Raw genomic sequence first — 14323 nt, 5'->3', positions numbered from 1 at the left:
TTCCTCCCATGGGTGTTCAGTAGGCGGCGAGTCCGCGTACGGCCGCCACGACCTTGTCGACGGTGGGGATCACCCGCTCCTCCAGCGCGTCGGCGAACGGCAGCGGGACGCACTCCCCCGCCACTCGGCGCGGCGGCGCGTCCAGCAGGCCGAACCCCTCGTCGGCGACGACCGAGACGAGCGTCGCGCCCCAGCCGCCCTGGTACGGGTTCTCCTCGACGGTGACCAGCCGCGAGGTTCGTCCGAGCGAGGTGAGAACGGCGGTGACGTCCAGCGGCACCAGACAGCGCAGATCGACGACCTCGGCCTCGATGCCCTCACCGGACAGCAGCTCGGCGGCCCGCAGTGCGACCGGCACCATCGAGGCGAGGGCGACCAGGGTGACGTCGGCGCCCTCGCGGACGACTGCGGCGCGGCCCAGCTCGACGACGTGGTCCGGGGGCGGGGGCGCGCCCTTGGAGGCGAGCAGCCCCTTGTGCTCGAAGAAGACGACCGGGTCGTCGCTGCGGATCGCCGCCGCCATCATGCCGATGACGTCGGCGGGGGTGGCCGGTGCGGCGATCTTCAGGCCGGGCACGGTGAGCGCCCAGTTCTCGGTGGCCTGCGAGTGCTGGGCGCCGAAGCCGAGCCCGCCGCCGTTGGCGGTGCGCACCACGAGCGGGACGGTGACCTGGCCGCCCGTCATGTACCGCACCTTCGGGACCTCGTTGGCGAGGTAGTCCCAGCAACAGGCCAGGAAGTCGGAGAACATGATCTCGGCGACCGGCCGCATCCCGGTCATCGCGGCACCCATGGCGGCCCCCACGATGGCCTGCTCGGAGATGGGCGTGTCCCACACCCTTTCGGGCCCGAACTCCTTGAACAGCCCTACGGTCGTCTTGAACACCCCGCCCGCCTCGCCGATGTCCTCGCCCAGGCACACGACGGACGGATCGCGCCGCATCTCCCGCGCGATGCCCTCGGCGACCGCCTCCCGGTAGCTGATCAGGTCCGCCACGCCGCACCTCCGTCGGCCCATACGTCGGTCAGCGCCTCGTCCGGATCGGGCGGCGGGGCGGCCTTCGCGGCCTCGACGGCCTTGTGCACGACGGTCGTTGCCCGCTCCTCCGCCTCTCTGACCACGGCCTCGGGCACCCCCGACTCGACCAGCCGCCCGCGCGCCAGGTCCAACGGATCGTGCTTCAGCCAGCGCTCGACCTCCTCGGCCGGACGGTAGGTCGCAGGATCGGCACGGCTGTGCCCGAAGTGCCGATAGGTCCGCGCCTCCAGCAGGGCGGGCCCGTCTCCGGCCCGTGCCCGCGCCGCGAGCCCGGCCACCGTCTCGTGCACGGCGACGACGTCGTTGCCGTCCACCACCTCGCCGGGGATGCCGTACGCGGGCGCCCGGTCGGCGGCGGGCCGGGCCACCGCCGTGACGTCGGCGATGGGGGTGTACTCCATGTACAGGTTGTTCTCGCAGACGAACAGCACCGGCAGCTTCCATACGGCGGCCAGGTTGAGCGCCTCGTGGAAGGCGCCGATGTTGGTGGCGCCGTCGCCGAAGAAGGCCACCGCGATCTGGTCGGTGCCGCGCAGTCTGGCCGACCAGGCGGCGCCGGCCGCCATCGGGAGGTGGGCGCCGACGATGGCGTACGAACCGAGCATGCCGGTGGACGCCTTGGTCAGGTGCATGGAGCCGCCCTTGGCCCCGCACAACCCCGTGGCCCGGCTCATGAGTTCGGCGAGGCACTCCTCGGGGGTGGCGCCGCGCGCCATGGCGTGGTGGTGGCCGCGGTAGGTGGCGAAGACGTAGTCGTCGGGGCGCAGGGCGGCGCTCGCGCCCACCGCGATGGCCTCGTGTCCTGCGGCGAGGTGGGTGGTGCCCTTGACGAGGCCCTGGAGGAACAGGTCGTGGGCTGCCTTCTCCGTACGGCGGATGACGGTCATCTGCTCGTAGGCGGCGAGGAGTTCGGCCGGGTCCATCATGACGTCCCGGTGTTCAGATGGGACTGCGACTCACGGCGGGTGTTCAGCTCACCGCCGACCGTCCAGTACTTGCGGCCCGCCACCAGCAGTTCCTCCGCCGGGAACTTGGTGATGACCTCGCAGCCGTCGGCGGTGACGACCACTTCCTCCTCGATACGGGCGGCCGACCAGCCGTCCGCGGCGGGCCAGTAGGTCTCCAGCGCGAACACCATGCCCTCTTCGAGGACCTCGGGATGGTCGAGGGAGACCAGCCGGCTGAAGATGGGTTTCTCCCAGATGGACAGGCCCACGCCATGGCCGTACTGTAACGCGAACGCGGCCGTCTCGTCGGCGAAGCCGAACTCCTCGGCGCGCGGCCAGACCTGGACGATGTCCGCGGTGGTGGCGCCGGGCCGGACGAGGGCGATGGCCCGGTCCATGTACTCGCGGCAGCGCACGTAGGCGTCGCGCTGGGCACTGGAGGCGCTGCCCACGGCGAAGGTGCGGTAGTAGCAGGTGCGGTAGCCCAGGTGGCTGTGCAGGATGTCGAAGAAGGCGGGGTCGCCGGGGCGGATCAGGCGGTCGCTGTAGACATGCGGATGGGGTGAACAGCGCTCGCCGGAGATCGCGTTGACGCCCTCGACGTACTCGCTGCCGAGGTCGTACAGGACCTTGCTGACCAGGCCGACGCACTCGTTCTCGCGCAGACCGGGGCGCAGCCGGCCGTACAGCTCCTCGTACGCGGCGTCCACCATCGCGCACGCCTGGGTGAGCAGGGAGATCTCGTCCGGCGTCTTGATGCGACGGGCCTCCAGGAAGACCTGCTGGCCGTCGACGACGTCGATGCCCTCGGCGCGCAGGGCGGTGAGGACCGGCATCTCGGCGACGTCGACACCGAGCGGCTCGCCGGCCAGGCCGTGTACGCGCAGCTCGGCGGCGATCTTGGCGGCGACGTCCTCGGCGATGCCCGCTTCCGGGTGGAAGGCGCCGCGGAGCGTGGAGATGCCGGCGCGGGCGCCGGTGGGCGGGCCGCCCTTGCCGTCGCTGTAATCGAGCCACGGGTTGTAGAGCTGGTGGTGGCGGGCGGCGGAGCCGAAGTCCCAGACGACGGGTTCGCCGCCGCGCACCAGCAGGGCGAAGCGGATCAGCTTGTCCATCGCCCAGGTGCCGATGTGCGTGGCGGTCATGTAGCGGATGTTGGCGAAGTCGAAGCTGAGCACCGCGCCGAGCTCGGAGCGGTTCAGGGTCTCGTTCAGACGGGCCAGTCGCTGCTTGCGCAGCCGGTCCAGGTCGACGCGTTCTTCCCAGTCGACGGCATTGGGTCCGAATGTGCGGATCGCCATGGCGACCACCCCCACTTCGGAGTGAACGACTGTCCAGGGCGGGTGTCAAGTGTCACTGAACACGAACCAGGTGCCGATGGCCGGCACATCTCCATCGTTGCGGTAGCGGTGCGGGGTCGTCGACTCGAAGCAGACCGCGTCGCCCGGGCGCAGCGTGTACTCGTCGAAGCCGAGGGTGAGGATCAGCTCGCCCGAGGTCAGATAGCCGTACTCGGTGCCGGTGTGGCGCATGAGGCCGCCGGAGCTGGAGGAGGACCCGCCGGGCCGGTACGTCACCAGCAGGAAGTCGACGTGGGTGCCGGGAACCTGGCCGAGGCGCTCCCACACCACACCCGAGTCCAGCTCCAGCACCTCCCGCTCGTCGGGTGCGACCAGCGGGCCGATACGGCGGCCGGGGTCAGCGGCGAAGGCGGCCAGGGCGTGCAGGACGGTGCCGGAGGCCGCCTCCACGGGGGAGGGGACATGGACATCGGCGTCGGCCGCGTCGAAGAGGGACTCGACGGAGATGCCAAGGGCTGTGGTGATGGCGTACAGCGTGCTCACGGAGGGCTGGCTCTTGCCGGTCTCGATCTGCGAGATCAGGCTCGCCGAGACCCCGACCTCGCGGGCCAGTGCGCGCAGGCTCGTCCCTCGTGTGAGGCGCGCCTGCCGGATACGCGCTCCCACGGGTGGCACGGCGGCGGGTGACACGGACGGCTCCTCCCCTGTTCTCGTCGGCCCCTGGGCCCCTGGGCCGCATGATGTGCAGCCTCATTGAACAGCCGGGGCCGGTCATCGCGCCAGAGCGGCAGCCCGGCGGCCGAGGCGCCGGTGCCTTCGGGCGCGCTCACTCGAACGGTCCGGCGCGGATGGTGAACCGTTGGGGGCGGTGATGCGCTGGGCACACGTGTCACGTCCACAGGAGGCTGCCCAGATGACCCGACGCCCGTCCCGATCCGTCCGTGCTGTCTGCTCGGCCCTGGCCGCCGGTGCTCTGCTGACCACCGCGGCCTGCTCGGACGGCGGCGACGAGGACGTCTCCCGGGCCGCGGCCGTCGCCCGGCAGACGGCGTCGCCCTCGCCCACCGCCACACTCACCGGGTCCGGCGCGCAGACCGCGCTGATCACCGAGGCGGACATCGAGGACGACTGGACGCAGGTGAAGGACTCCGAGGTGGCCAACTGGCACGACACCCTGATCATCGGCTCCGTCGACGCCGACGACTTCCTCACCGGCAAGACGGACGCCGCCGACTGCCAGCGGCTGCTGGACGGCCTCTACACCGACGAGTTGCTGGGCAAGCCGGCCGGGGCGTCCGCGCTGCGCGGCTTCCAGCAGGGCGACTCCCGCCTGCTGTACCAGGTCGCCGCCTACGAGCGGACCGACCCGGAGGAGTCCCTGGCCTGGCTGAAGACCCTGCCGCAGGAGTGCGACCAGTTCACGGTGACCGACAACGGTCAGAAGCGCACGGTGCAGGTCATCGAGACCTCCCCGCCCGACGTGGGTGACGACCGCGCCGGACTGCGCGTCACGGTGCAGGGCACGGCGGACGGCGAACCGGTCACCCTCACCGAGGACGTCGCCGTCGTACGCGTCCGCATCGACGCGATCACCGTCACCGCGGGCGGCCTGGACGGGGACGAGCACGACTCCGTCGAGCAGGCGGTGAAGCTCGGCACCCAGCGCCTCCAGGACGTCCTGGCGGGGAAGTCGCCCGCCGCGAGCCCCAGCGAGATCGAGTAGCACGGCCCGTCCTTGCCTCGCACCCGCCAACAGCCGTACCGGCTCCGCCGATTCCGGGGACAGCGTGATCAACGGAGCGGCACAATGGCGACGATGACCGGTTTCGGTCGTTCGTGCGAGGAGAGGACGAGTCGTGAGTGATGGCCACACCCCGTCGGGCGGGTCGGCGAGGCTGAACACCGGTGTGGCGCACAACGCGCGGGTGTGGAACTACTGGATCGGCGGCAAGGACAACTACGAGGTCGACCAGCAGGTCGGCGAGCAGGTCGCCGGGATGTTCCCGATCATCCGGGACATCGCCCGCGCGGACCGCGAGTTCCTCGGCCGCGCCGTGCGCTTCGTGGCCGAGGAGCGGGGCATACGACAGTTCCTGGACATCGGCACCGGGCTGCCGACGGCGGAGAACACCCACGAGATCGCCCAGCTCGTCGCGCCCGACTCACGGATCGTGTACGTCGACAACGACCCGATCGTGCTGGTGCACGCCCGCACGCTGCTGACCGGCACCCCCGAGGGCGTCACCGCCTACATCGACGCCGACGTCCACGACCCGGACGCCATCGTCGAACGGGCCGCGCAGACCCTGGACTTCAGCGAGCCGGTCGCGGTGATGATGCTGGGCATCCTCAACTTCGTCCTGGACTACGACAAGGCCCGCGAGATCGTGCGGCGCCTCCTGGCCGCCGTACCCTCCGGCAGTCTGCTGGTCCTGACGCACCCGACCTTCGACTCCGAGCTCGGCGGCGAGGGCCAGATCCCGGCGATGAAGTTCTGGAACGAGAACGCCACCCCGCCGATCACCGCACGCAGCGGCAAGGACATCGCCGCCTTCTTCGACGGTCTGGAGCTGCTGGAGCCGGGGATGGTGTCCTGCTCGCAGTGGCACGCCCCCGACTCTCCCGTCGCGGTGCCGCAGTACGGCGCGGTGGCCGTGAAACCCTGACGCCGACAGGCACCGCACGAACCGGCGCGGACCGGCCGAGCTCGTCGAGGAGACCGTATGACCACCCTTGCCGACCCCGTCCCGGGCGGGCGTCCCGGTGACGTCGAGCGGGCCGGCTCGCTGAGCGGTGAGCTGGCCGGGCGGGGCGTGCACGGGATCGTCCTGGCCTACGTCGACACGGCGGGCGTCGGCCGGGTGAAGACGGTCCCCACGGCGAAGCTCGCCTCGGCGGCGGCCTGGGGTGTCGGCATGTCGCCGGTGTTCGACACCTTCCTGGCGAACGACTCCATCGTCACCACCGATGTCCTCGGCTCCCCGGACGGCGATCTGCGTCTCTATCCCGACCTGGACCACCTGGTGGAGCTGGCCGGGCAGCCCGGGTGGGCGTGGGCGCCGGTCGACCGCATCACCCAGGAGGGCGAACGGCATCCGGCGTGCAGCCGTACCTTCCTGCGGCGGACGGTCCGGGAGGCCGCCGAGCGGCACGCTGTCACCTTCAAGGCGAGTGTCGAGATCGAGTGGTCCGTCGCCCAACCACCGGGTCCCGACGGCGCGTTCGTGCCCGCGGTGACGGGTCCGGCGTACGGCGCCACCCGCCAGGTCGAGTTGAGCGACTGCGCCGCCGATCTGCTGGCGGCGCTCGCGCGGCAGGGCGTGGACGTCGACCAGTTCCATCCCGAGTACGCGGCGGGGCAGTTCGAGCTGTCGGTGGCCGCGCTCGACCCGGTGGCGGCGGCCGACCACAGCGTGCTGGTACGGCAGACCATCCGCGCGGTGGCCCGGCGCCATGGCCTGGCGGCGTCCTTCGCCCCGGCCGTCCTCGGGCAGGGCGTCGGCAACGGCGGCCATGTCCATCTGTCCGCCTGGCGCGACGGGCTCAATCTGCACACGGGCGGTGACCGCCGCCACGGTATGCGGCCCGAGGCCGAGTCCTTCGCGGCCGGTCTGCTCACCCACCTCCCCGCCCTCACCGCGGTGACCGTGCCGAGCCCGGCCGGCTATCTGCGGCTGAAGCCCTCGCAGTGGGCCGGGGCGTTCACCGCATGGGGCCGCGAGACCCGGGAGGCGGGACTGCGTGTCGTCACCGGCACGGCGGGCCACCGCGACCAGGCCGCCAACCTGGAGGTCAAGCCGGTGGACCTGGCCGCCAATCCGTATCTCGCCCTGGGCTGTCTGATCGCCGCCGGGCTGGACGGTCTGACGTCGGGCGCGCTGCTGCCCGGGGAGATCACGGGGGATCCGGCGCGGCTGAGTGCGGACGAGCTGGCGGCCCGGGGCATCCGCAGACTGCCGGCCTCGCTGGGCGAGGCGGTCGCGGAGTTCCGTACCGACCAAGTGCTGCGTGCCGCGCTGGGCACGGTGCTCGCCGACGCCGTGATCGCCGTACGGCAGGGTGAGATCGACGCCGTCGCCGGGCTCGACGACGACCAGGTGGCCGCGGCGTACCGGTGGAAGTACTGACATGGGCGCCACAGGGCCGGTCCACGAGGCGCTCGCGGCGCTGCCGCTGGTCGACCACCACTGCCACGGGATCGTGACCGCCGACCTGGACCGGGCAGGCTTCGAGTCCCTGCTCACCGAGGGCGAGCCATGGCCAGGCGTCTCGACCTTCGACACGCCGCTGGGCATCGCCGTACGCCGCCACTGCGCACCCCTGCTGGACCTGCCGCGCCACGCCGACGCCGACGCCTATCTGGCCCGGCGCGCGGAGCTGGGGGGAGGCGAGGTCAGCCGCCGGTTCCTGGCCGCCGCCGGGACCGAGGCGTTCTGCGTCGACACGGGGTACACACCCCATCCGATCACCACGCCCCAGGAGCTGGCGGACACGGCCGACGCCGCCGCCTACGAAGTCGTACGGCTGGAGTCGCTCGCCGAGGCAGTCGCGGCCGAGGGCGTCGAGCCGGACGCGTACATCACCGTCTTCCGCACGGCCGCCGAGGAGGCCGTGCGGCGTCCGGGCGTGGTGGCCGTGAAGTCGGTGGCCGCCTACCGCACCGGCTTCGACCTGGACCCGGCGCGTCCCTCGGACGCGCTCGTGACGGCGGCGGCCAGGCAGTGGCTGGCGGACGGCGGCCGGCTGACCGATCCGGTCCTGGTACGGCATCTGCTGTGGACGGCGGTGGACCTGGGGCTGCCCCTCCAGCTGCACACCGGGTTCGGCGACGACGACATCCGGCTGCACCGGGTGGACCCGGCCCGTCTCACGGACTGGCTGCACCTCACCAAGGGCACGATCCCGGTCCTGCTCCTGCACTGCTGGCCGTACCAGCGCCAGGCGGCCTATCTGGCGGCGGTCTTCGAGCAGGTGTATCTGGATGTGGGCCTCACCCTGCATCACGTCGGCCCGGCCCGCTCCCGGGCGGTCCTGGCCGAGGCCCTGGAGATCACCCCGTTCCGCAAACTGCTGTACAGCTCCGACGCCTATGGTCTGGCCGAGTCGTACCGGCTCGGCGCACTGGCGTTCCGTCGCGGCCTGGGCGAGCTGCTCCAGGAACGGGTGGACGCCGACGAGCTGAGCCTGCCGGACGCGCTGCGCATCGCGGCGTGGACGGCCGGCGACAACGCCCGCCGCCTCTATGGACTTCCCCGTTCCCGTCCCCCGTCCCCCCGCGACTGAGCGTTCGCAATTCCTGGAAAGTATGATCAAGCAATGTCTGACATGACCGAAACCACGCCCGGCTGGCTGACCAGCGACGAGCTGGAGCAGGCACGCGCCAACATGCCCATCCTGTACGTCGAGGCAGTGCCCGTGCGCGTCGACGACAGCGGTGAGGTCACCAGCATCGGCCTCCTGCTGCGCATCGGACCGGACGGAACGGTCAGCCGGACGCTGGTCTCCGGCCGCGTGCTGCACCACGAGCGCGTCCGCGACGCCCTTCTGCGTCACCTGGAGAAGGACCTCGGCCCGGTGGCGCTGCCCCGTGTGCCGACCTCTCTCCAGCCGTTCACCGTCGCGGAGTACTTCCCGACGCAGGGCATCACGCCGTACCACGACCCGCGTCAGCACGCGGTCTCCCTCGCCTACGTCGTCCCGGTGACCGGTGACTGCCGGCCCCGCCAGGACGCCCTCGACCTGGTCTGGTTCAGCCCGCAGGAGGCCCTGTCGCCGGCGGTGCAGAGCGAGATGCCGGGTGGGCACGGGGTGTTGCTGAAGCAGGCGCTCGCGCATGTGGGCTGCGTGATCTGAGCGCGACCGACGGGCGAGACAGCCGTCGGGACGAGAAGAACAAAGGCGACGCGACAACAAAGGCGACGCGAACAACAAAGGCAAGGAGGTCCGTCAACTCCTTGCCATGCTCAACTTATAGCGCACCGGGGGGCTTGCGGCAAGGCCCCCCTAGTGCAGCACAATCGCCGACCGAAGCCAGGACCTGCGGAAACGGGGATTGTGATGATCGATGTCGTCATTGCCGGCGGTGGACCGACCGGCTTGATGCTGGCCTGCGAACTGCGGCTGCACGACGTGCATGTGGTCGTGCTGGAGAAACTGACCGAGCCGACCAGGCAGTCCCGTGGACAGGGGCTGCACGCGCGCAGCGTCGAAATGATGGACCAGCGCGGCCTTTTGGACCGGTTCCTCGCGGTCAGTGAGAAGTTCCAGGTCGGCGGACTCTTCGGCGGCATCGCCAAGCCGTGGCCTGACGGGCTGGACACGGCCCACCCGTACGGTGTCGCCACCCCGCAGCCGCTCACCGAGCGGCTGCTCAACGAGCGTGCCCTGGAGCTCGGCACCGAGATCCGGCGCGGTCGCGAAGTGGTGGGGCTGAGCCAGGACGGGGACGGCGTGACGGTCGAGCTGACGGACGGCACGCGGCTGCGCTCGCGCTACCTCGTCGGCTGCGACGGCGGCCGCAGCGTGGTGCGCAAGCGGCTCGGCGTCGGCTTCCCCGGCGAGGCCGCCACGGTCGAGACACTGCTGGGCGAGATGGAGCTGACCGAGGATCCGGACAGGATCGCCGCCGTCGTCGCCGAAGTCCACAGGACCCAGCTGCGGTTCGGCGCCTCCGCCGCCGGGGACGGGGTGTACCGGGTGGTCGTGCCCGCGGACGGCGTGGCCGAGGACCGGGCGAGCGAGCCGACTCTGGAGGAGTTCAAGCAGCGGCTGCGGGCCGTCGCGGGCACCGACTTCGGCGCGCACTCGCCGCGCTGGCTCTCCCGGTTCGGCGATGCCACCCGGCAGGCCGAGCGCTACCGGGTCGGCCGGGTGCTGCTGGCGGGCGACGCGGCGCACATCCATCCGCCGACCGGCGGGCAGGGGCTCAACCTCGGTGTCCAGGACGCGTTCAACCTCGGCTGGAAGCTGGCCGCGGCGGTCCATGGCTGGGCACCCGAGGGGCTGCTGGACACGTACCACGCCGAACGGCACCCGGTGGGCGCCGCCGTGCTGGCCAACACCCGCGCGCAGATCACGCTGCTGGGCACCGATCCGGGCGCGACCGCGCTACGGGAGCTGTTCTCGAAGCTGATGGACTTCGAGGAGGTGAACCGGTACGTCACCGGGATGATCACCGCGGTCGAGGTCCGCTACGACTTCGGCGAGGGCCACGAACTGCTGGGCCGCCGGATGCGTGACCTCACGCTCAAGCAGGGCCGCCTGTACGAATTGATGCGCGGCGGGCGCGGACTGCTGCTCGACCGGACCGGACAACTCTCGGTTAACGGCTGGGAGGGCCGGGTCGACCACGTCGTCGACGTCGGCGAGGACCTGGACGTGCCTGCCGTGCTGCTGCGGCCGGACGGCCATGTGGCGTGGGTCGGTGAGAACCAGGAGGAGTTGCTCGCCCCGCTGCGCCGGTGGTTCGGCGACGCCGACTGAGCTCGCGACGCCCGCCCGGAGTCACTTTCCCCCGCGTCGGCCGCCGACGCGGGGTTGACGCCATGCGCCGGGAAGGGCGGCGTGGCGACCAGCGCCAGGGGCGTGAGGTGGAGACCGCCCATGGGAGGTGAGTCCGCCCATTCCGGGCGCGACTTCAATTCACTTCCCTCCCGGCTTACTTCACGCCTTGACGGAAGTGGTCCATACCTTTAGGTTCACGGGTCAGCCAGGCACCGCGTGACGCACTCACCGTTCAGAAGGTGAACGCGGCCCGGGTCGCACACCCCCCACGAAGGGCTTACCCGCACATGCCCAGAACTCTCCCCGCAGCCATGTCCCTCACCGCGCTCTCCCTCACCACCGGCCTGCTCACCGCGCCCCCCGCCCAGGCCGCCCCCTCCCCGCCGATGGCCGTGGCGCCGTACCTCTACAACGGCTGGGGCAGCCCGCCGAACCCCACCACGGTCACCGAGGCCACCGGCGTCAAGTACTTCACCCTCGCCTTCGTGCTCAGCAACGGCTACTGCGACCCACGGTGGGACGGCAGCCGGGCGCTGACCGGCGGTGTCGACCAGCGGACGATCGACACCGTGCGGGCCAACGGCGGTGATGTCGTCCCGTCGTTCGGCGGCTGGAGCGGCAACAAGCTGGAGAGCTCCTGCTCCAGTGCGGGCGAACTGGCCGCCGCCTACCAGAAGGTGATCAGCGCCTTCGGGCTCAAGGCCATCGACATCGACCTCGAAGCCGACGCCTACGACAGCCCGACCGTGCAGCAGCGCACGGTCGACGCCCTGAAGCAGGTCAAGGCCGACAACCCCGGTCTGAAGGTGTACGTCACCATCGGCACCGGCCAGAACGGCCCCGACACCAGCCTGATCGACCGGGCCGCGGGCGCCGGCCTGACCGTGGACGCCTGGACGATCATGCCGTTCGACTTCGGCGGATCGGGACAGAACATGGGCGACCTGACCGTGCGGGCCGCCGAGGGCCTCAAGGGCGCGCTGAAGTCGGCGTACGGCTACAGCGACGACCAGGCCTATCGCTCCATGGGCATCTCGTCGATGAACGGCATCACCGACCAGAACGAGACCGTCACGGTCGCCGACTTCCGAACGATGCTCGCCTACGCCCAGCAGCACCACCTGGCCCGGCTCACCTTCTGGTCCGCCAACCGCGACCGCCCCTGCACCGGCGGTCCCGCCGACAGCTGTTCCGGCGTGAACCAGTCCGACTGGGACTACACCCGCGTGTTCGCCGGCTACACCGGCTGATCCAGCCAACCCCCATCACCGGCCGACCAGTTCGGCGAGGAGACCCGTGCTCACCATCTTGCGACCCGCGCTCAGGCGCCTGCGCAGATCCACCGCCGTCACGGTCGTCACCGTGGCGGCCGCCTCCCTGCTCACCTCGGCACCGGCACCAGCGAGCGCCGCCGCGCTGACCGCCGACTTCGCCACCGTCATGAACGCCGCGAGCGGCAGGTGTCTGGACGCGTATGCGGCCGGCACCGCCAACGGCACCGTCGTGCAGCAGTACGGCTGCAACGGCACCACCGCCCAGCAGTGGAGCTTCACCACCACCAGCGACGGCTACGTCCGCATCAACAACCGCAACAACACCGGCCAGGTCGTGGACGTGTCCGACGTCTCCACCGCCGACGGCGCGCCGGTCCACCTGTGGGCCTACGGCGGCGGCGCCAACCAGCAGTGGCTGCCCGTCGACGAGGGCGGCGGCGCCTACCACTTCGTCAACCGCAACAGCGGCAAGTGCCTGGACGACCCGGGGGCCTCGCTCGCCGACGGCGTGCAGTTCGTGCAGTACACCTGCAACGGCAGCGCCGCCCAGCGCTTCCAGGTGGTCCCCGTGAACCAGTCGACGGCGAATCCGGACCTCGGCCCGAACGTCGTGGTCTTCGACCCGTCCATGTCGACGTCGACGATCCAGAGCAGGCTCAACTCCATCTTCCAGCAGCAGGAGACGAACCAGTTCGGCTCCCAGCGCTACGCCGTGCTGTTCAAGCCGGGCTCCTACAGCGCGGACGTCAACGTCGGCTTCTACACCCAGGCCGCCGGGCTCGGCCTGTCCCCGGACGCGGTCACGATCAACGGCGCGGTGCACGCCGAGGCGGACTGGTTCCAGGGCAACACGACGCAGAACTTCTGGCGCGGCGCCGAGAACCTGTCCGTCAACCCGACCAGCGGCAGCGACCGTTGGGCGGTCTCGCAGGCGGCGGCGTACCGCCGGATGCATCTGCGCGGCAACCTCGCCCTCGACGACAACGGCTGGTCCAGCGGCGGTCTGCTCGCCGACACCAAGGTCGACGGTCAGGTCAACTCCGGCAGCCAGCAGCAGTGGCTGACCCGCAACTCCCAGCTCGGCAGCTGGACCGGCTCCAACTGGAACATGGTGTTCGTCGGCAGCCAGGGCGTCCCGGGCACCAGCTTCCCCAACCCGCCGTACACCACCGTCGGGCAGACCCCGGTCAGCCGGGAGAAGCCGTTCCTGTACGTCGACGGTGCCGGCGCCTACAAGGTGTTCGTGCCGTCGGTGCGGTCCAACTCCACGGCGACCAGCTGGGCGGGAGGAGCGCCGTCCGGCACCTCGCTGGGCCTGGACACCTTCTACGTCGTGAAGCCGGGCGCGACCGCCGCGGACATCAACGCGGCACTGGCGGCGGGCAAGAACCTCCTGGTCACCCCGGGCGTCTATCACCTCAATCAGACGCTGCAGGTGAACCGCGCCGACACGGTCGTGCTCGGCCTGGGGCTGGCGACGTTCATCCCGGACAACGGTGTCACCGCGATGAAGGTGGCCGACGTGGACGGCGTGAAGGTCGCGGGTGTTCTCTTCGACGCCGGCACCACCAACTCGCCCACCCTGATGGAGGTCGGCCCGACGGGCTCGTCCGCGTCGCACACCGCCAACCCGACGTCCCTGCACGACGTGTACTTCCGCGTCGGCGGCGCCGCCGTCGGCAAGGCGACCACCAGCCTTGTCATCAACAGCGACAACGTCATCGGCGACCACATGTGGATCTGGCGCGCCGACCACGGCAGCGGCGTCGGCTGGAACACCAACACCGGGGACACCGGACTGATCGTCAACGGCGACAACGTCACCGCGTACGGCCTGTTCGTCGAGCACTACCAGAAGTACCAGACCATCTGGAACGGCAACGGCGGCCGGACGTACTTCTACCAGAACGAGATGCCGTACGACCCGCCCAACCAGGCGGCCTGGATGAACGGCTCCACACAGGGCTACGCCGCCTACAAGGTCGCCGACTCCGTCACCAGTCATCAGGCCTACGGCCTCGGCAGCTACTGCTACTTCAACGTCAACCCGAGCGTGGCCGCCGAGCGGGCCATCGAGGCGCCGAACAACGCGGGAGTGCGTTTCACCAGCATGGTGACCGTCTCCCTCGGCGGCACGGGCACCATCCGGCACGTCGTCAACAGCACGGGTGGCCCGTCCAACTCCAGCAGCAACGTGGCCAATCTGACGAACTACCCGTAACGCGTCACCGAGCTCCGTCGTCGGCCGTCCCTCCGCCC

General features: G+C 70.9%; 11 protein-coding genes and 1 pseudogene. 8 read left to right on the top strand and 4 right to left on the bottom strand.

What is annotated here, in order from left to right; translation table 11 throughout:
* Window positions 1-16: 16 nt before the first annotated feature.
* Genes ACZ7NC_RS15465 through ACZ7NC_RS15450 form a run of 4 tightly spaced genes read right to left on the bottom strand, consistent with a single transcriptional unit; the run spans window position 17 to window position 3977 of the window.
* On the bottom strand, window positions 17-997 hold the full coding sequence (locus ACZ7NC_RS15465; RefSeq protein WP_471488438.1) for an alpha-ketoacid dehydrogenase subunit beta: 981 nt from the start codon (window positions 995-997) through the stop codon (window positions 17-19).
* Entirely contained in the window at window positions 985-1962 is a 978-nt protein-coding gene (locus ACZ7NC_RS15460) for a thiamine pyrophosphate-dependent dehydrogenase E1 component subunit alpha (protein WP_471488670.1), read from the bottom strand. The genes ACZ7NC_RS15465 and ACZ7NC_RS15460 overlap by 13 nt, the downstream gene beginning before the upstream one ends.
* On the bottom strand, window positions 1962-3287 hold the full coding sequence (locus ACZ7NC_RS15455) for a M24 family metallopeptidase (protein WP_471488436.1): 1326 nt from the start codon (window positions 3285-3287) through the stop codon (window positions 1962-1964). The genes ACZ7NC_RS15460 and ACZ7NC_RS15455 overlap by 1 nt, the downstream gene beginning before the upstream one ends.
* Before the next feature lie 45 nt (window positions 3288-3332).
* Entirely contained in the window at window positions 3333-3977 is a 645-nt protein-coding gene (locus ACZ7NC_RS15450) for a helix-turn-helix domain-containing protein (protein WP_471488434.1), read from the bottom strand.
* A 223-nt stretch (window positions 3978-4200) separates the two neighbouring features.
* Between ACZ7NC_RS15450 and ACZ7NC_RS15445 the strand changes: the two genes are divergently transcribed.
* From ACZ7NC_RS15445 to ACZ7NC_RS15410, 8 genes and pseudogenes are all read left to right on the top strand, one after another.
* Window positions 4201-5010 (top strand): hypothetical protein, encoded by an 810-nt coding sequence (locus tag ACZ7NC_RS15445; protein WP_471488432.1) that lies wholly within the window; start codon window positions 4201-4203, stop codon window positions 5008-5010.
* Between the two features lie 133 nt (window positions 5011-5143).
* Complete coding sequence (locus ACZ7NC_RS15440) at window positions 5144-5953, top strand: SAM-dependent methyltransferase (protein ID WP_471488430.1); 810 nt, start codon at window positions 5144-5146, stop codon at window positions 5951-5953.
* A 57-nt stretch (window positions 5954-6010) separates the two neighbouring features.
* The gene (locus ACZ7NC_RS15435; RefSeq protein WP_471488428.1) at window positions 6011-7414 is read left to right on the top strand and encodes a type I glutamate--ammonia ligase; all 1404 of its coding nucleotides are present in this window, start codon (window positions 6011-6013) and stop codon (window positions 7412-7414) included.
* Between the two features lies 1 nt (window position 7415).
* Window positions 7416-8570, top strand: a complete 1155-nt coding sequence (locus tag ACZ7NC_RS15430) for an amidohydrolase family protein (RefSeq protein WP_471488426.1) — start codon at window positions 7416-7418, stop codon at window positions 8568-8570.
* A gap of 42 nt (window positions 8571-8612) precedes the next feature.
* Entirely contained in the window at window positions 8613-9140 is a 528-nt protein-coding gene (locus ACZ7NC_RS15425; protein ID WP_471488668.1) for an NUDIX hydrolase family protein, read from the top strand.
* 204 nt (window positions 9141-9344) lie between these two features.
* Window positions 9345-10769: a rifampin monooxygenase gene (gene rox, locus ACZ7NC_RS15420; RefSeq protein WP_471488424.1), complete on the top strand. Its 1425-nt coding sequence runs from the start codon at window positions 9345-9347 to the stop codon at window positions 10767-10769.
* Window positions 10770-11158: 389 nt separating this feature from the next.
* Window positions 11159-12040, top strand: a pseudogene (locus ACZ7NC_RS15415) (chitinase); the annotation flags it as partial.
* 46 nt (window positions 12041-12086) lie between these two features.
* The gene (locus tag ACZ7NC_RS15410; RefSeq protein ID WP_471488422.1) at window positions 12087-14285 is read left to right on the top strand and encodes an RICIN domain-containing protein; all 2199 of its coding nucleotides are present in this window, start codon (window positions 12087-12089) and stop codon (window positions 14283-14285) included.
* Window positions 14286-14323: the final 38 nt, after the last annotated feature.

This window comes from Streptomyces sp. NPDC111802 (assembly GCF_055634335.1).
This window is presented reverse-complemented; position numbering and strand designations above follow the sequence as displayed.